Source organism: Sphingobium sp. DC-2, assembly GCF_000722555.1.
GTDB lineage: Bacteria > Pseudomonadota > Alphaproteobacteria > Sphingomonadales > Sphingomonadaceae > Sphingobium > Sphingobium quisquiliarum.
Window position 1 is genome coordinate 111,529 of sequence record NZ_JNAC01000050.1, and the last position, 16,937, is coordinate 128,465.

At 66.1% G+C, this 16,937-nt stretch carries 16 protein-coding genes; all 16 read right to left on the reverse strand.

Features of this window, described 5'->3' with window-relative positions:
• Positions 1-55 precede the first annotated feature (55 nt).
• A complete protein-coding gene (gene murB, locus ET21_RS0110575; protein ID WP_030539648.1) occupies positions 56-958 on the reverse strand; it encodes a UDP-N-acetylmuramate dehydrogenase in 903 nt (300 codons plus the stop codon).
• Positions 955-1,152: a hypothetical protein gene (locus ET21_RS0110580; protein WP_021236354.1), complete on the reverse strand. Its 198-nt coding sequence runs from the start codon at positions 1,150-1,152 to the stop codon at positions 955-957. Before ET21_RS0110580 ends, murB begins: the two co-directional genes overlap by 4 nt.
• On the reverse strand, positions 1,152-2,573 hold the full coding sequence (gene murC, locus ET21_RS0110585; RefSeq protein WP_030539649.1) for a UDP-N-acetylmuramate--L-alanine ligase: 1,422 nt from the start codon (positions 2,571-2,573) through the stop codon (positions 1,152-1,154). Before murC ends, ET21_RS0110580 begins: the two co-directional genes overlap by 1 nt.
• Positions 2,574-2,637: 64 nt before the next feature.
• The gene (gene murG, locus ET21_RS0110590) at positions 2,638-3,804 is read right to left on the reverse strand and encodes an undecaprenyldiphospho-muramoylpentapeptide beta-N-acetylglucosaminyltransferase (protein WP_030539650.1); all 1,167 of its coding nucleotides are present in this window, start codon (positions 3,802-3,804) and stop codon (positions 2,638-2,640) included.
• Positions 3,801-5,003 (reverse strand): FtsW/RodA/SpoVE family cell cycle protein, encoded by a 1,203-nt coding sequence (locus ET21_RS0110595; RefSeq protein WP_021236357.1) that lies wholly within the window; start codon positions 5,001-5,003, stop codon positions 3,801-3,803. The genes murG and ET21_RS0110595 overlap by 4 nt, the downstream gene beginning before the upstream one ends.
• 31 nt (positions 5,004-5,034) lie before the next feature.
• Positions 5,035-6,351, reverse strand: a complete 1,317-nt coding sequence (gene murD, locus ET21_RS0110600) for a UDP-N-acetylmuramoyl-L-alanine--D-glutamate ligase (protein WP_021236358.1) — start codon at positions 6,349-6,351, stop codon at positions 5,035-5,037.
• Between the two features lie 5 nt (positions 6,352-6,356).
• On the reverse strand, positions 6,357-7,430 hold the full coding sequence (gene mraY / locus ET21_RS0110605; protein WP_030539651.1) for a phospho-N-acetylmuramoyl-pentapeptide-transferase: 1,074 nt from the start codon (positions 7,428-7,430) through the stop codon (positions 6,357-6,359).
• 7 nt (positions 7,431-7,437) lie between these two features.
• A complete protein-coding gene (gene murF, locus ET21_RS0110610) occupies positions 7,438-8,823 on the reverse strand; it encodes a UDP-N-acetylmuramoyl-tripeptide--D-alanyl-D-alanine ligase (RefSeq protein ID WP_030539652.1) in 1,386 nt (461 codons plus the stop codon).
• Positions 8,820-10,262, reverse strand: coding sequence for a UDP-N-acetylmuramoyl-L-alanyl-D-glutamate--2,6-diaminopimelate ligase (locus tag ET21_RS0110615; RefSeq protein WP_030539653.1), 1,443 nt, complete (start codon positions 10,260-10,262; stop codon positions 8,820-8,822). The genes murF and ET21_RS0110615 overlap by 4 nt, the downstream gene beginning before the upstream one ends.
• Positions 10,262-11,968, reverse strand: a complete 1,707-nt coding sequence (locus ET21_RS0110620; RefSeq protein ID WP_030539654.1) for a penicillin-binding protein 2 — start codon at positions 11,966-11,968, stop codon at positions 10,262-10,264. The genes ET21_RS0110615 and ET21_RS0110620 overlap by 1 nt, the downstream gene beginning before the upstream one ends.
• Positions 11,968-12,618: a hypothetical protein gene (locus ET21_RS0110625; protein ID WP_030539655.1), complete on the reverse strand. Its 651-nt coding sequence runs from the start codon at positions 12,616-12,618 to the stop codon at positions 11,968-11,970. The genes ET21_RS0110620 and ET21_RS0110625 overlap by 1 nt, the downstream gene beginning before the upstream one ends.
• A complete protein-coding gene (gene rsmH, locus ET21_RS0110630; RefSeq protein WP_030539656.1) occupies positions 12,615-13,577 on the reverse strand; it encodes a 16S rRNA (cytosine(1402)-N(4))-methyltransferase RsmH in 963 nt (320 codons plus the stop codon). Before rsmH ends, ET21_RS0110625 begins: the two co-directional genes overlap by 4 nt.
• Entirely contained in the window at positions 13,574-14,071 is a 498-nt protein-coding gene (locus ET21_RS0110635) for a division/cell wall cluster transcriptional repressor MraZ (RefSeq protein WP_030539657.1), read from the reverse strand. Before ET21_RS0110635 ends, rsmH begins: the two co-directional genes overlap by 4 nt.
• Positions 14,072-14,267: 196 nt before the next feature.
• Entirely contained in the window at positions 14,268-15,485 is a 1,218-nt protein-coding gene (locus ET21_RS0110640; RefSeq protein WP_051768109.1) for a hypothetical protein, read from the reverse strand.
• Between the two features lie 34 nt (positions 15,486-15,519).
• Entirely contained in the window at positions 15,520-15,825 is a 306-nt protein-coding gene (locus ET21_RS0110645; protein ID WP_021236874.1) for a hypothetical protein, read from the reverse strand.
• A 40-nt stretch (positions 15,826-15,865) separates the two neighbouring features.
• Positions 15,866-16,861, reverse strand: coding sequence for a cysteine synthase A (locus tag ET21_RS0110650; RefSeq protein WP_030539659.1), 996 nt, complete (start codon positions 16,859-16,861; stop codon positions 15,866-15,868).
• Positions 16,862-16,937: the final 76 nt, after the last annotated feature.

Sequence of the window (16,937 nt, forward strand, 5' to 3'; positions counted from 1 at the left end):
ACGAAGTGAAGTGCTTCGCTCCGCTCAGCAGAGCGAGGAGATTTGAGCAGGTTACTCACTTCGTCAGCCCCACCCGCTGAATTTCCCATTCAAGCTCAACGCCACTCTTCGCCTTCACCCGGCGGCGGACTTCCTCGCCCAGCGCTTCGATATCGGCGCTGGTGGCATCGCCCAGATTAAGCAGGAAGTTGGTGTGCTTTTCCGACACTTGCGCGCCGCCCAGCCGCAGCCCGCGGCAGCCCGCCTCATCCACCAGCGCCCAGGCCTTGTGCCCTGCCGGGTTCTTGAAGGTCGAACCGCCGGTCTTGCTGCGCAGCGGCTGACTTTCTTCACGCGCGGCGGCGATGCGGTCCATCTCCGCCTGGATCGCGGCAGGATCGCCAGCGGCGCCCCGGAACAGCGCGCTCACCACCACCGCCCCTTCGGGCAGGCTGCTGTGGCGGTAGCTGTAGCCCAGCGCATCGGCAGCCAGAGTCACCTGCTCGCCGGAGCGGAGCACCACATCGCATTCGACCAATATATCGCGCGTTTCGCGCCCATAAGCGCCGCCATTCATCCGCACGAAGCCGCCGACCGTGCCGGGGATCGATCGCAGAAACTCCAGCCCGGCGATACCGGCATCACGCGCGGTCGAGGACACGAGAATGCCCGATGCCCCCCCGCCGCAGCGAAGGGTGACGGCATCGGCCTGCTCGACCTTGGCGAAGGGCTTGCCCAGACGGATGACAACGCCGGGCACGCCGCCATCGCGGACGATGAGGTTGGAGCCAAGCCCCAGCGCCATCACCGGCACGGACGGGTCGAGCCGCATCAGAAAATCGGCAAGGTCCTGCGCGTCCTTGGGCTCGAACAGCCATTGCGCCGCGCCGCCCGCCTTGAACCAGACAAGGGGCGCGAGCGGCGCATCGGCCTTCAGCGTGCCGCGCACCGAAGGAAGGGCTGTCTCGGCCAGCGTCAACCGCCCAGGCCCCAAAAACGCATCCAGCCCTTCACCGCATTGGCGCCTGCATTGCCCAACGGCGTTGCGGCAAGGCTGGCGTCGACATTCTGCTGCGCGGTTTCGACCAGTTCCTGCGCCGCTTCGATGCCCTGCATGTGGATGTCGATCATCCGCTTCTGCATTTCCAGACCGACGTTGAGCAGTTCGAACATCAGGCCGCTTCCTTTTCCGCCACCGCCGGGGCAAGGCCCGCCGCCCATTTGGTGATGTCGCCTGCGCCCAGGCAGATGATCATGTCGTCGGCCCGGCAATCGGCGGCAATGACGCGGGCCAGATCGTCCGCGCCTTCCACCGTGGCGGCATGGCGATGTCCCCGCCGCTTGAGTCCGGCGACCAGTTCCGCGCTGTCCACGCCCTCGATCGGCTGCTCGCCCGCCGGATAGACTGGCGCTGCATAGACGATGTCGGCGTCGTTGAAGGCCTGCTGGAACTCGTCCATCAGGTCGCGCAGCCGGGTATAGCGATGCGGCTGCACCACGGCGATGACGCGGCCCTTCGCCCCTTCACGCGCGGCGGCGAGCACCGCCTTGATCTCGACGGGATGGTGGCCATAGTCGTCGATGACGGTGGCGACGCCCCCCTGCGCGGGAATTTCGCCCACCTTGGTGAAGCGGCGCTTCACGCCCCCGAACTTGGCGAAGCCGGTCTGGATCGTCGCATCGTCGATCCCCATCTGCAACGCCACGCCGATCGCCGCCATGGCGTTCAGCACATTGTGACGGCCGGGCATGGGCAATTCTATGCCCTCGATCCGGCGGACCGACCCGTCTCGCTCGCGGATCTGGACGTCGAAACGGTTGCCGCCGGGAATCGGCTGGACATTCTCGCCCCGAATGTCGGAAGGCGCGGAAAAACCATAGGTGACGATGCGGCGGTCCTGCACGCGCGGCAGGATGGCCTGCACCTCCGGGTGATCCAGGCACAGCATCGCCGCGCCGTAAAAGGGCACATTTTCGACAAATTCGACAAAGGCGTCCTTCACCTTGTCGAAACTGCCATAATGGTCGAGATGTTCGGGATCGATATTGGTGACGACCGCCAGCGTGCCGTCGAGCCGCAGGAAACTGCCGTCGCTCTCGTCCGCCTCCACCACCATCCAGTCGCTCTTGCCCAAACGCGCGTTGGAGCCATAGCTGTTGATGATGCCGCCGTTGATGACGGTCGGGTCCACGCCGCCCGCATCCAGCAGCGCCGCGACCATGGATGTGGTCGTCGTCTTGCCATGCGTACCCGCGATCGCGACCGTGGACTTGAGGCGCATCAGTTCGGCCAGCATCTCCGCGCGGCGAATGACGGGCACGCGCTTTTCCAGCGCCAGGTCGACCTCAGGATTGCCCTTCTTGATCGCGGTGGAGGTGACGACCACGGCCGCATCGCCCAGATTTTCGGCCTTATGGCCGATCATCACGGGGATGCCCTTCTGGCGCAGTCCTTCCACGACATAGCCTTCCGCCACGTCGCTGCCCTGAACCTTGTAGCCCAGATTATGCATCACCTCGGCGATGCCGGACATGCCGATGCCGCCGATGCCGATGAAATGGATCGTGCCGATGTCGGTGCCGACACCCTTCATGCCTTGTATCCCTTGTGCAAAAATCCGTTCGCCCTGGGCCCGAACGGGAAGAGGTTGTTGTTCTTCACGCAGGGACACCCTGCAAATTCAGGCTGGCGGGCACCGGACCCACCCGCAGCGGATCGTTCATGATCGGGGCCGGGCCGATGCTTTCCAGCAAGTCCGCCATGTCGCGCGCCGCGTCCGGTCGGCCACAGCCGCGGGCGCGCTTCGCGGCGTTCTGGAGCGCGCCGGGCTCCAGCGCCATCTTCTGCATCTGCTTGGCAAGCTCGACCGCCGTGAAGCGGCTCTGCGGAATGGTCCGCGCGCCGCCCGCCTCCGTCATTTCGCGGGCATTGGCGGTCTGGTGATCGTCCATGGCGCTGGGCAGCGGGACCAATATGGCGGGACGGCCAGCGCAGGTCAGTTCCGCCAGCGTCGATGCGCCCGCGCGCGCGATCACCAGATGTGACCAGCTGAGCTTTTCGGGCACATCGTTGAAATAGGTGGCAAGGTCGGCCGGGATTTCCAGATCGGCATAAAGGTGGCGGACCCGCTCGATATCTTCCGCCCGGCATTGCTGCGTCACCTGCAAACGGCGGCGCAGGCTGAGCGGCAGCATGCCAAGGCCATCGGGCACGACGCTGGACAGAATGGACGCGCCCTGACTGCCGCCGATCACCAGCACGCGGAACACGCTTTCGTCGGTCAGCGCGGGAAACTCCTCCTCGCGCAGCGCCTTCACCTCTTCGCGCACCGGGTTGCCGACCAGATGCACCTTGCCCGCATATTTGTGCTTGAGCCGCTCGACATTGGGATAAGCGGTTGCGATGGCGTCGACGCGGCGGGCGAGCAGGCGATTGACCCGGCCGAGCACCGCATTCTGCTCATGGATCGCCGTCGGAATGCCATCAGCCAGCGCGCCCAGCAGCGCGGGCATCGCGGGATAGCCGCCAAAGCCCACGACGGCGGTGGGCCGGAACGTCTCGTTGAGGCGGCGGGCCATGGCGCGCCCGGCGAGGATCGCCTTCAACGCGCCGGGCCAGCTGCGCGGATCCCTGGTCATGCGCCCGGCGGGCAGCACATGGACCTGCGCCTTGTCGAAGATGCCGGGGATCTTGGCTCCGCGCTCATCCGTCACCAGAGCGACATGATGGCCCCGCGCCATAAGCTCCTCCGCCACGGCGTGCGCTGGAATCATGTGACCACCCGTCCCGCCTGCGGCAAGGACGAAGTGACGGGAAATGCTCATCTACCACTCCACTTGACGACGGTATGCCGGCCCATGAAGGGGTTGCGCCGCGTGAATGCGAGCAACAAGCCTACCCCGATACAAAGCGCCAGCATAGAGGAGCCGCCGTAGCTGATAAAGGGCAGCGTCATGCCCTTTGACGGAAATATCTGCGCATTGACGCCCATGTTGATGATCGCCTGGAGCCCGAACTGCGTCGTCAGGCCAGCGGCGGCCAGGATCGTAAAATGATCGTCCTCGTCCAGCAGGCGCAGCAGCACGCGCACGACGATGGCAAGGTAGACGCAGGCGATGCCGATGCAGGCGAGCAGCCCGAACTCCTCGCCGATCACCGAGAAGATATAGTCGGTATGCGCTTCGGGCAGGCGGAACTTGTTCTGCCCGCCGCCCGGCCCCACGCCGGTGAAGCCGCCATGGGTGATGGTGCGGAACGCCAGCTCCGTCTGGTCCGGCCCGACATCCTGCGCCACGCCGATGCCAAGGAAGTCGTTGATGCGCTGACGGCCATTTTCATAAAACATATACATGGCCACCAGCCCCGCGAGGCCCAGCCCCGCCAGCGCCCCGATGATCCGCATCGACACGCCCGACAGCAGCAGCAGGCAGCTCCAGCAGGCAAGGAAGATGACGGTCTGGCCAAAGTCCGGCTGCTTCATCAGGATCGCCGCGATCAGCGCCGTCAGCACCCCGGTCAGGCGGATGACGGGCAGGCTGGCGTCCTTTTCCCGCAGCGACAGCAGCCAGGCGATCGTCACGACATAGACGGGCTTCAGAAACTCCGAAGGCTGGAAACGGAACCCCGGCAGGTCGATCCAGCGCTTGGCCCCGTTCACCGTCGATCCCAGGATCGGGACGCACAACAGCATCACGATGAAGAAAGCTGACAGGAACATGGCCAGCCGCCGCGCCTGCTGACGCGGCAGCATGGAAATGACCAGCATGATCGGCAGGCCGATGAAGACCCACATGAGCTGGCGATAGAAATAGATGAGCGGAGTAACAGAAACGGTGCTGGTCGACCGGTCGATGGCGGCCACGGGCGACGCGGCGGCCACCGCGACCAGCCCGATCGCCATCAGCGCGACGATCAGCGACAGGAGAACGCGGTCGATTTCCCAGAACCAGATGGCCAATGCCGTGCGCTCACGCGGAACGGTGCGGTTCCGAAACCCCTTCACCAGTTCGCCTGCCCTGAACATTCCGTCGCCCCTTGTTTAGCCCCAGCCGCTTCTAACCGTCCCTGCCCCCTTCTTCCAATGCCGCGACGGCGGCCGCGAAGGCATCGCCCCGGGCCTCGAAATCGCGAAACTGGTCGAAACTGGCGCAAGCGGGCGAAAGCAGCACGACATCCCCCGGCTGCGCCACCCGCGCCGCGCGGCGGACGGCGGCCGATAGCATCTCGCTATCGTCCACCGCCATATGCGGGCGCAGCAGATCGGCGAACATATGGCCCGCTTCACCGATGGTATAGGCATGGGCGACATTGCCGAAATAGGGCGCGCACTCGTCCAGATTGTCCGTCTTGGCGAGCCCGCCGACGATCCAGTGCAGCCGGGGACGCCCGTCCACCGGCGGATAGGCGGCAAGGGCTGGCGCGGTGGAGGCCGGATTGGTCGCCTTGCTGTCATTGACGTAGAGTACGCCGCCGATCTCGCCCACCCGCTGCATCCGGTGCGGCAGGCTGGCATAGCTTTGCAGGCCCTTATCGATCACCGCCTGATCGATGCCCAGCGCACGGGCGACGGCGATGGCGACGGCGGCGTTCTGCGCGTTGTGAGGCCCCTGGAGCGAAGGCCAGCCCGCTTGCGCGGCCGGGTCGATATCGCTCGATTTCACCTCAACGGCTTCATACTCGCGCGCGATTCTCCGGCTCGGCTCATCCTCGGTCGCGATCACCGCGACATGCCCCGCCGACTGCATCGCGAACAGCCGCGCCTTGGACGCCACATAGCCTTCAAAGCCGTTATAGCGGTCCAGATGATCCGGCGTGATGTTCAGCAATACCGCCACATCGCAGTCCAGGCTGTGGGTCAGGTCGATCTGATAGCTCGACAGTTCCAGCACATAGATGCCGCCTTCGGGCAGCGGGTCCTGCCCCAGGATCGGCAACCCGATATTGCCGCCCATGCGGACCGGGATGCCCGCCGTTTCGATGATGTGATGGATCAACGCAGTCGTCGTCGACTTGCCGTTGGTGCCGGTGATGCCGACCACCCTATGCTTGGGCAGCGTCGGGCGGGCCAGCGCGAAAAGCTCGATATCGCCAATAACAGGAACGCCCGCCAGCTTCGCATGCATGGCGATGGGATGCTTGTTGAGCGGCACGCCCGGCGACACCACCACCCCGTCGAAGCCCGCCAGATCGATATCGAGCGGATCGGCGATCTCCGCCTTGCCGGCGACGGCCGCCCGCGCTTCGTCCCGATTGTCCCAGGCGACCACGCGCGCGCCGCTCGCCACCAGAGCCTCTACCGTGGCGAGGCCGGACCGGGCGAGACCCAGCACCGCATAGCGCTTACCGGCGAAGACGGAGGAAGTGACGCCCATGCCCCTCACCTCAGCTTCAACGTGGCAAGACCAGCGAGCGCCAGCACGAAGGAGATGATCCAGAAGCGGATCACCACGGTCGGCTCGGCCCAGCCCAGCTGTTCGAAATGATGGTGGATCGGCGCCATGCGGAACACGCGCTTGCCGGTCCGCTTGTAGAAGAAGACCTGGATGATGACGCTCATCGCCTCGACCACGAACAGGCCGCCGATCACGCCCAGCACGATTTCATGGTGCGCCGTCACAGCGATCACGCCGATCGTCCCGCCTAGCGCCAGACTGCCGGTATCGCCCATGAAGACGGCGGCGGGCGGCGCGTTGAACCACAGGAAGGCAAGGCCCGCCCCAATGATCGCGCCGCACAATATGGTCAGGTTGCCCGCCCCCGGCACATGCGGAATGCCCAGATATTCGGCAAAGTCCGCGCGGCCCACCAGATAGACGATCGCCATGAACGCCATGCAGGCGATGATGACCGGCATGGTGGCAAGTCCGTCCAGCCCATCGGTCAGGTTCACCGCATTGCCGAAGGCCACGATCACGAAGGCGGCGAACAGGAAATAGAACGGCCCCAGCTCGATCGCCGGGCCATTGTAGAAAGGCAGATATAAAGCTGTGTTGCCATGCTGGTTGACGATCAGCCAGGCGGCGAACCCGGCGATCAGGAATTCCAGCACCAGCCGCATCTTGCCCGAAAGCCCCTTGTGGCTGGCCTTCGTCACCTTGTCGTAATCATCAAGGAAGCCGATCGCGCCGAAACCCAGCGTCACGAACAGGCAGGCCCAGACATAGATGGACGAAAGGTCCATCCACAGCAGCACCGATGTCATGAAGGACGTCAGGATCATGAGCCCGCCCATGGTGGGCGTCCCGCGCTTGGCCAGATGGGTCTGCGGACCATCGTCTCGGATCGGCTGCCCCTTGCCCTGCCGCACGCGCAGCCAGCCGATGAAGCGCGGCCCGATCAGCAGGCCGATGACCAGCGCCGTCGCGATCGCCGCCCCCGCCCGAAAGCTCAGATAGCGGATCAGGTTGAAGACACCCGCGAAATCCATGGTCTGGGCAAGCCAGTAAAGCATCGGTCGTTCAGTTCCCCGGAGTCTTGTCTGCAATCAGCGCGGCGACCAGGCGGGACAGGCCGATCCCGTTCGATCCCTTGACCAGGATCGCGTCGCCAGCGCGCAATTCCTTCTGGACGAGGCGCGTCGCCTCCGCCGCGTCGGGCACATGGTCGAACGGCAGGACCCCGGCCAGCGCCTGCGCCAGCGGCGTCATCTCCGCGCCCACCAAAATGGCATGGTCGACCTGCGCCGCAGCCAGCGGCTCGGCAAGGCCCGCATGCAATTCGCCGCTGCGATCGCCCAGTTCGCGCATGCCGCCCAGCACGGCGATCCGGCGGCTCGCCTGTTCGCGGCCCAGTTGCTTGAGCGTCGCCGCCATGCTGAGCGGATTGGCGTTGTAGCTCTCGTCGATCAGCAGCGCCTCGCCCTCTCCCGCCGCCACCATGCTCCGCTCGCCGCGCCCCGGAAGGCCCGGCATTTCGGCAAGGGCTAGGCCAGCGGCGGCCAGGTCGCCGCCCAACGCTTCCACCGCCGCCAGCACCGCCAGCGCGTTGGACACCCAATGTTCACCCGGCGCGCCAACGGTGAAACAAAGCTCAGCGCCCGGCAGCGCCGCGGTCACCAGCGTGCCGCCATTCGCGGCGGGCACCATGTCGCGGACATGGACGTCCGCCTCTGGATCGAAGCCGAAGGTCAGGATGCGCGCGGCATGCTGTTCCGCCTTGTCGTAGAGGATCGCGACATGCGGACTGTCATAGGGGATGACCGCCGTGCCATCTGGCTCCAGCCCTTCGAAGATTTCCGCCTTGGCCTGCGCGATCGCTGCCTCGGTGCCGAAAAATTCGATGTGCGCGGGCGCGATTGCGGTGACGATCGCGACATGGGGGCGCACCTGCCGCGTCAGTTCCGCAAGCTCGCCCGCATGGTTCATGCCCATTTCGAACACGCCAAAGGCTGACCCGCGCGGCATGCGCGACAGGCTGAGCGGCACGCCGACATGATTATTGTAGCTCTTGACCGAACGATGCACTTCGCCAGGACAGATGCGGTCGAGCGCGTGGAACAGCGCTTCCTTCGTCCCCGTCTTGCCGACCGATCCGGTGACGCCGGCGACCTTCCCCCGCATCCGGCTGCGCGAGGCCCGTCCTAGCGCTTCCAGCGCGGCGGCGCTGTCCTTCACCAGCACATGCGGCTGATCTATCGGTTCGCTGACGATCGCGCCGGACGCGCCCTGGTCGAACGCCTTGCCGATGAAATGATGGCCGTCCGTCACTTCGCCCTTCATCGCGACGAACAGGTCTCCGTCCGTCACTTCCCGGCTGTCGAACGCGACGCCCGAAACGGCGAAGGGCGCCGAAGCGACGCCCCCCGTGGCTTGCGCGATCTCCTGGGAGGTCCAAAGCGCGCTCAACCCGCGCACTCCCGCGCCACCGTCACGTCGTCAAATGGCAATACGCGGTCGCCGATGATCTGGCCCTGTTCATGGCCCTTGCCAGCCAGCAGGACGATATCGTCCGCGCCCGCCTGGCCGATCGCGGCGGCGATGGCGTCGCGGCGGCCGCCAATCTCCTGCGCGCCCGGCGCACCGGCCATGACGGCGGCGCGGATGGCCGATGGGTCCTCGGAACGGGGATTGTCGTCGGTGACGATGACATGATCGGCCAGTTCAGCCGCCACCTTGCCCATTTGCGGCCGCTTGCCCGCATCGCGATCGCCGCCCGCGCCGAACAGCGCGATCAGCCGCCCGCGCGTGTGGGGCCGCAGCGCTTCGATCGCGGCGCGCAGCCCATCGGGCGTGTGGGCATAATCGACATAGACCGGCGCGCCCGCCCTGGTGATGACCGCGCGTTCCAGGCGGCCACGCACCGGCTGCACCCGGCCGAGCAATTCCAATACCTTGGCAACATCCTCCCCGCCCGCGATGACGAGGCCAGCGGCGGTCAGCGCGTTCGCCGCCTGATAAGCGCCGATCAGCGGCAGGTTTACCTTGTAGGACTTTCCATCGGCCTCAACCTCCAGAGTCTGACCCAACTGGGTCGGGGTGCGGTTGGCAAGACGCAATGCCTGCCCCTGCACCCCGACGCTCAGCACACGAAGCCCCCGCTTCGTAGCTCGCTGGATAACCTTGTCCGACCATGCGTCGTCCGCCCAGACGACCGCCGCCCCGCCGGGTGAGACCACTTCGTCGAACAGCCGCATCTTGGCATCGAAATAGCTGTCCATGTCGCCATGATAGTCCAGGTGATCGCGCGACAGGTTGGTGAAGGCGGCGGCCGACACCGGCAGGCCTTCGGTGCGATATTGGGCCAGGCCGTGGCTCGACGCTTCGAAGGCGGCGTGGGTGATGCCTTCGCGCTTGAGGCCCGACATATTGGACAGGAAAGTGACGATATCCGGCGTGGTAAGGCCCGTCGACACCTGATCGACCGAGGTGGTGACGCCCAGCGTGCCGATGGAGGCCGAATGATGCCCCAGCATCCGCCAGAGCTGGCGGGCAAGCTCCACCGTGGATGTCTTGCCATTGGTGCCGGTGACGGCAACCGTCACATCGGGGAAAGGCGCGAAGTAGCGGGCGGCGAGCAGGGCGAACAGGCGGCGCGGATTGTCGTGGGCGATATGCACCGCGCCTTCCACCTTCGCCTCCGGGCGGGCGACGACGGCGATCGCTCCGGCGCGCACGGCGTCGGGGATGAAATCCTCGCCATTGACGCGCAGCCCCTGAAAAGCGCCGAAGACCGTTCCGGGCGCGACCTTGCGGTTGTCGATCGCAAAGCCCGACACTGGCACATCAAGCGGCGCACCGGCGTTCAGCCGCGCGTCCAGCCCCTCGACCAGTGACTTGAGGCGCATCAATGATCCTCCTTGCCGAGCAGCGGCATGAGGTCGGAAATATCGACATCGCGCCGCTCGTCGGGCAGCACGCCCAGCATCGGGCCGGTGCGCTCTATCACCCGCTTCACCACGGGCGCGGCGGTCCAGGCGGCGGTGCGCAGGCCGAAAGTCTGGGCGTTACCCTTTGGCTCGTCCATCATGGTCAGCACGACATAGCGGGGATTATCCATCGGAAATGCGGCCGCGAACGTCGTCACCAGTGAACTCTTGTTATACCGGCCTTCTTCAGGCTTTTCGGCTGAACCCGTCTTGCCGCCCACCCGGAATCCCTTGGCGTCGGCGCTGCGACCTGTACCCGCCGCGACGATCATCCGCAACAGCTGCCGCATCCGCGCGCTGGTGGCGGCGGAAAAGACACGGTGCCCTTCCGGCACTTCGTTCGCATGCAGCTTGCGGAGAGTCGCCGGACGCCAGATGCCGCCATTCACCAGCGCCGCATAGGCCGAAGCCAGATGCAGCGGCGTGACCGCGATGCCGTGACCATAGGATACGGTCATGGTGGTGATGCGGCCCCAGTTGGTCGGCCACAGGCTTTTCGCCCGTTCTTTCAGTTCGATGGGCGCGCGCTGGTCGAATTGCAGGTTGCGGAACAGCTGCTGCATGGGCGCGGCGCCCATCTCGTCGGCGATGCGCGCCGTGCCGATGTTGGAACTGTGCACCAATATCTGCGGCACGTTGATCCAGCGGCCCAGCGCATGGTCGTCCTTGATGCGGAATCCCGCCACCGCCAGCGGCGCGGTCGCATCATAGCGCTTGGCCATGGAGGTGACGACGCCATGATCCATGGCGGCCGCGATCGACAGCGGCTTGAACGTCGATCCAAGCTCGTAGCGCGCCTGCACGATATGGTTGCACAGCGGCGATTCGCTGCACTTCTTGCCCGCATAATTCGCCAGCTTGTTGGGATCGAACACGGGGATGGACGCCATGGCGATCACCTCGCCCGTATTGGCGTCCATGATGACGCCGCCCGCACCCTTCGCATTCTGAGCCACCATCTGCGCATAAAGTTCGCTTTCCAGCGCGCCCTGCACCCGGCTGTCGATGGAAATGGCGAAAGGCTGTCCGCGCAGCGCCGGATCGATCAGCCGGTCGTTGAACGCCGCCTCCACGCCCATGCCGCCAACGCCGTCCCTGTTGGGCGCGAAGCCCAGCACATGGGCGGCCAGGCTGCGCTGCGGGTAGAGCCGTTCCTTCTCGCGCGGAAATTCGATGCCGATCTCGCCAAGCGCATTCACCGCCGCCACCTCTTCGGGCAGCGCGCGGCGGCGCAGATAGGCCCATCCCTTGCCGGTCAGCTTCTTGTAGAATGCCGCCTGCGGCTCGTCGGGAAAAATCTCGTTCAGCTTGCGCGCCAGTTCGGCCGGATCGCCGATCAGCTTGGACGGGCGCACCGCGATCGAATAGGCGTCCATCGTCCGCGCCAGGGGAACGCCGTTGCGGTCCACAATGTCGGCGCGCGCTGGCAGCAGGCCAGAGACGTCATCGTCCCCGCGTCCGCTGCTCGCGAAGATGCCGACCCAGCTCAGCCGCAGGATCAGCACTGCCGTAACGCCCAGGAACAGGATCAGCAGCAGCATCAGCCGGTTGTGCGCCACCGCCGTCAGGTTGACCCGCTGCTTGCCCGCCCGCGCGCCGCCCGGCTGGACGATGATCGTGGCCATCAGCGCGCTCCCTTCTTGCGTTCGCGCGCGGCCTTGTCGCTGATCTCGCTGATGGTGCTGTCGTCCAGCAGCTTGGCGTCCAGCATCGCCATCCGCTCGGCCCGGCGGGCGAGCGGATTAGGCTTGGACACATCGGCGTCGGCCTTCGCCTTCTCCTCGGCGCTGCGCGGCGCGGGCTTGGCGATCTTTTCGACATTGTCGGCCGCATGCGCTTCCCGGATCACGGCGATGTCGCTGCGGATCTGGGTCGCGGCGGGGCTGGCGGGCGCGGCCTGCGGCGCGGACGGCAGGTCGGCGGGCGTCTGCACCATCGCGACCATCACCGGCGGCGCGACATAGTCCGGGCCGTTGGGCTGCACCCCGTCCAGATGCGCCAGCGCGCGCTCCCCGGCCAGATATTGCTGGGCCGTGGGCGTCGCATACATGAAGTCGTCCTGGTTCCAGCGTTCCAGCTGCCGCATGCTCGCCCGCGCGCTGAATTCCGTTTCCAGATAGCGGATGTCGCCCCGCGCCCGCGCGATCTGCGCCTGCACGCGCATCAGCTCGTTCCGCTCCGTCGCGACCTTCAGCGAGACCAGATAGGCCCCCAGCGCCCCCAGCGCGACCAGCATGATCCAGATCAGGCTCTGCAACCTCTTGACCGCGATCATGGGCGGGCGCTCCGGGAGGAAGTGGGGACAGGGGCGGACGTTCGAACAGCGCTGCGCAGCGTGGCGGAGCGGGCACGGGGGTTGCGGGCGAGTTCCGCACCCCCCGGCCGCACCGCCTTGGCAGGTTTGAGGAAGGTGGGGGCCTCCCCAGCCTGCTTTTCCGGAAGGTGGCGCGAACCACTTCCTTCTCCGCCGCTGCGCTTGCGGAGGAACTGCTTGACGATCCGGTCCTCAAGGCTGTGGAAAGTGACGACCGCCAGGCGGCCGCCTTCCTCCAGCAGCGCTTCGGCCGCTTCCAGTCCGCGCTCAAGCTGGTCCAGCTCGCCATTCACATGGATGCGGATCGCCTGGAAAGTGCGGGTCGCCGGGTCCTTCTTGTCATGCGGCTTGTGCCCCAGCGCGCGGCGCACGACGCTGGCAAGCTGGCCGGTGCGCTCCAGCGGGCGCGCCTCCACGATGGCGCGGGCGACGCGGCGGGATCGCGGCTCCTCGCCATAGCGGTAGAGGACGTCCGCAATCTCCTGCTCGGGCGCGCCGTTGAGGAAGTCGGCCGCGCTCATCCCCGACTGGCTCATCGTCATGGCAAGCGGGCCGTCCGCCTGGAAGGAAAAGCCGCGCTCCGGGCGGTCGAGCTGCATGGAGGACACACCGATGTCGAGCGTGACTCCAGCGACCGAAGTCACGCCCCGCTCCGCCAGCAGCACGTCCATGCGCGAAAATTCGCCTTCGATCAGGGTGACGCCCTTTTCATCGGCCAGCGCCTGCCCTTCGCGAATCGCGTCGGGATCGCGGTCGAAGGCAAAGACCTTCGCCCCCCGCGCCGCCATCGCGCTGGAATAGCCGCCCGCGCCGAACGTCCCGTCGACATGGATCTCGCCGGGAGCGATGGCGAGCGCGTCCAGCACTTCGTCGAGCAGAACGGGGACATGACGGTCTTCGTTGGGAGCAGCGCCGCTCACTTGCCGCCCCCCGCTTCGCGCTGGTCGAGCCAGCGGCGCACCTTGTTGCGGATCAACTCCGGCCGGTCCTTGCTGTCGACCAGCGTTTCGGGCTTCCACAGCTGCATGTAGCGGCCGACGCCATAGAAGAAGATCGCATCGGTGATGCCATATTCGCCCCGGATGTCGGGATGCATGGCGAAACGGCCGCCCTCGTCGAAATTCACCTCCTCGATCGTGCCGAGGCGGCGTTCCAGTTCCAGGTCGGCATTATAGTCGCGGCCCTGCGCCCGCGCTTCGCGCGCCAGTTCCTCGACCTCTTCGAACAGGTGGCGGCGGTGCGATTCTCCAAAGCCCGTGGCGCAGGGGTTGTCGCCATGGACCGAGAGATAAAGCCGGTTTTCATTGCCGCTGGACAGCTTGACCTGCCGGCGCATCTCCAGGGGCAGGACGAAACGGCCCTTGCCGTCCGCGACGCTGAACGCGTTGCCCGTAAAGAGAATGGTTTCCGGCACGATTGGACTGCTTGCCCCTCTGTTCGCAAGGGCACAGGTCATCAGCCGCCGAACCGCATCGCAGCAGCCCGGCACGCAGGACGAACAAAACCTGAGAACCCCTATGGCTTTTAAATACCAAGGGGCGGCAGACAAGAAAAGGGAAATTTAGGGAAAGGATGGGAAATCCTGTTTTGTTCTGGTTTTTAGCTGTCGATCACCCCTTTTCCTCGGATGATTTGCCGCGCGAAGATGCGATCCCACCCCTTCCGCGCCGGTCCAGCAGCACGCTTCCCAAGCCCGCCCAGAAAATCCCGGCCAGCACCGCCCAGCGGATCGCCGCCCGCAGTTCCGCTTCGGACCGCAGCCATCCGCGCGGCCGCGCCAAAGCCTCGCCGCCAAGCCATCCGGTCAGCAATCCGGGCGTGTCCGCCGTCCATTGGCGCGGCTGCAACGGCTTTGCGGGATCGGCGAGCCACAGCCGGTCATCGATCACATCGGCATCCGCGATCAATGTGACGCGCCCCCGGCCAAGAGCGCAGGTGGCGATCAGCCCCTCCTCCTCCGTCCGGCAGGAAGGACCCCTGATCTCGAAACCCGACGCGGCGGCGATGGTCAGCAACTGGCCCTGCGCCAGGAACCGGCGCTCCTCCTCCAGCGATTCAGGAGGCAGCAGGCGCGCATCCCAATGGGCAAGAAGCGGCGTCAGCAGGCTGACGGCGGGCGCGCGGCGGCGATCGCCCAGCGGCAGGACCGAAGGCCAGCGCAGCAGCGGATCGGCAAGGACCACCGCGTGGCCGCCCTTGCGCACCCATGTGTCGATCGCCGCCAGCTCCGCTCCCGCCAGAGCGCGCGGCTGTGCGAGCAGCAGGGCATCGGCCCGCGCCATCCCTTGGGACAGGGCACTGTCGAGCGGATTTACATCGAACCGCGTCCGCAGCACGCCGACGATCGGCGCATCGGCGCGGGCGTCCATGCCACCCTGTCCTTCGCGCCAGAACAGCGGAAGGCCGCTGATCACCGCCAGCCGGGGTTTAGGTCCAGCGACGGGCCGGACCTCCTCCCGCCCCGGCCACCAGATGGCGGCTGCGGCCAGCAGGCCGATCGCGATGCCCCACGCAGGACGGCGAGGCAGCAGCGATCCGCTCGCCACCGCCACCAGCATGATGGCCGCCAGCGCCAGCGCCGCGCCCGCGTCAGGTGCCCGGCCAGCTACGATCCAGACGAACGTCAGCACGCCGGTCAGCGCACCCGCGCCAGCCCAGAGGGCATGCGCACCGCCGCGCCACAGGCTGAGCGCGGCCGAAGCGGGGATCAGGATCAGCGCTGCCATCGCCCAGCCCAGCGGATCGGCCTGCCCGGTGCGGAACAGGGCAGGCATCCCGCATAGCAGCAGGAGCAAGGCGGGCGCCGCCAGCAGCAAGGCAGTGCGCAACCGCGCCTTCATGGATGGGGACCGGGAAAAAGCGTCAAGGAGTCGCGGGTTGCAGGTCTTGATCCATCGGCTTTTTCAGATTGGGATCGGGCTGGAGATCGGGGACGATCGGGGCCTGTTCCGGCGCGGGCTGCACGCCCAGTTCGGCCAGCGGCTCCTTGGGCGAAACCGCATTGGTCTCCAGCGTCGGCACTGTCGGCGGCGGCACCGCCGGATCATCGACACGCGCCTTTTCGATCACGATATTGGCCAGGCCCACGAGCAGCACCACGCCCGCAAGCCCGGTCAGACCGATCTGGACACGCTGCAACCCTTCCTGCCGGCGGGGTGTTTCAGCCATGAATTGCTCTTTTCTTCGCCGCCGCGACCTGTGTCGGCTATCAGCGATTGTGCGCGAGCCAGGGGAAGACCGTCAAGCCCTTCGCTTCCAGCCATTCGCGATTGTAAAGCGTCGACAGATAGCGGAAGCCCGTGTCGCACAATATGGTGACGATCCGCTTGCCGGGGCCAAGCTCCCGCGCCAGCGCCACCGCGCCCGCCACGTTGATGCCCGACGACAGGCCAAGGCACAGCCCCTCTTCGGCCAGCAGCCGCCGGACCCACAGCAATCCCTCCTCGTCGGAAATCCTGAACTGCGTGTCGATCGGCGCGCCTTCCAGATTGGCGGTGATGCGGCCCTGGCCGATGCCTTCGGCGACGGACGATCCCTCCGCCTTCAATTCGCCATGGGCATAATAGTTGTAGAGCGCCGCGCCATAAGGATCGGTGAGCGCGATCGTGATATTCTCGTCATGCGCCTTGAGGCCAAGGCCCACGCCCGCGATCGTGCCGCCGGTCCCCGCCGCGCAGGTGAAGCCGTCGATCTGCCCGTCAAGCTGGGTCCAGATTTCCTCCGCCGTGCCGACGATATGCGCCTTGCGATTGGCGATATTGTCGAACTGGTTCGCCCAGATCGCATTTTCCGTCTCTTCCGCGATGCGGCGGGACGTGTGGACGAAGTGGCCGGGGTTGGAATAGGCGGCGGCGGGCACCGTCACCAGTTCCGCGCCCAAGGCACGCAGCGTGTCCATCTTCTCCCGGCTTTGCGTTTCGGGCATGACGATGATCGTCTTGTACCCCTTGGCATTGGCGACCAGCGCCAGCCCGATCCCGGTATTGCCCGCCGTCCCTTCGACGATCGTGCCGCCGGGCTGCAACAGCCCCTTCTCCTCGGCATCGTTGACGATGAACAGCGCCGCCCGGTCCTTCACCGAAGCGCCCGGATTGGCGAATTCGCATTTCGCGAAAATGTCGCAGCCCGATTCCTCCGAAGGTCCGGCAAGGCGCACCATCGGCGTGTTGCCAATCAGGGCGAGGCTATCTTTTTGAACCAGCATGGCGCTGGCATAGCGGAGGGACATGACCCTTGCCAAGCAAGGGAATGATGACGGCGTAAAAGAGAGGCTTGGCAGA

Bases quoted from the DNA above. Each gene is read 5' to 3' on its own strand.
- ET21_RS0110580 (WP_021236354.1), bottom strand. From the start codon at position 1,152: ATGTTCGAACTGCTCAACGTCGGTCTGGAAATGCAGAAGCGGATGATC.
- murC (WP_030539649.1), bottom strand. From the start codon at position 2,573: ATGAAGGGTGTCGGCACCGACATCGGCACGATCCATTTCATCGGCATC.
- murG (WP_030539650.1), bottom strand. From the start codon at position 3,804: ATGAGCATTTCCCGTCACTTCGTCCTTGCCGCAGGCGGGACGGGTGGT.
- ET21_RS0110595 (WP_021236357.1), bottom strand. From the start codon at position 5,003: ATGTTCAGGGCAGGCGAACTGGTGAAGGGGTTTCGGAACCGCACCGTT.
- murD (WP_021236358.1), bottom strand. From the start codon at position 6,351: ATGGGCGTCACTTCCTCCGTCTTCGCCGGTAAGCGCTATGCGGTGCTG.
- mraY (WP_030539651.1), bottom strand. From the start codon at position 7,430: ATGCTTTACTGGCTTGCCCAGACCATGGATTTCGCGGGTGTCTTCAAC.
- ET21_RS0110615 (WP_030539653.1), bottom strand. From the start codon at position 10,262: ATGCGCCTCAAGTCACTGGTCGAGGGGCTGGACGCGCGGCTGAACGCC.
- ET21_RS0110620 (WP_030539654.1), bottom strand. From the start codon at position 11,968: ATGGCCACGATCATCGTCCAGCCGGGCGGCGCGCGGGCGGGCAAGCAG.
- ET21_RS0110625 (WP_030539655.1), bottom strand. From the start codon at position 12,618: ATGATCGCGGTCAAGAGGTTGCAGAGCCTGATCTGGATCATGCTGGTC.
- ET21_RS0110645 (WP_021236874.1), bottom strand. From the start codon at position 15,825: ATGGCTGAAACACCCCGCCGGCAGGAAGGGTTGCAGCGTGTCCAGATC.
- ET21_RS0110650 (WP_030539659.1), bottom strand. From the start codon at position 16,861: ATGCTGGTTCAAAAAGATAGCCTCGCCCTGATTGGCAACACGCCGATG.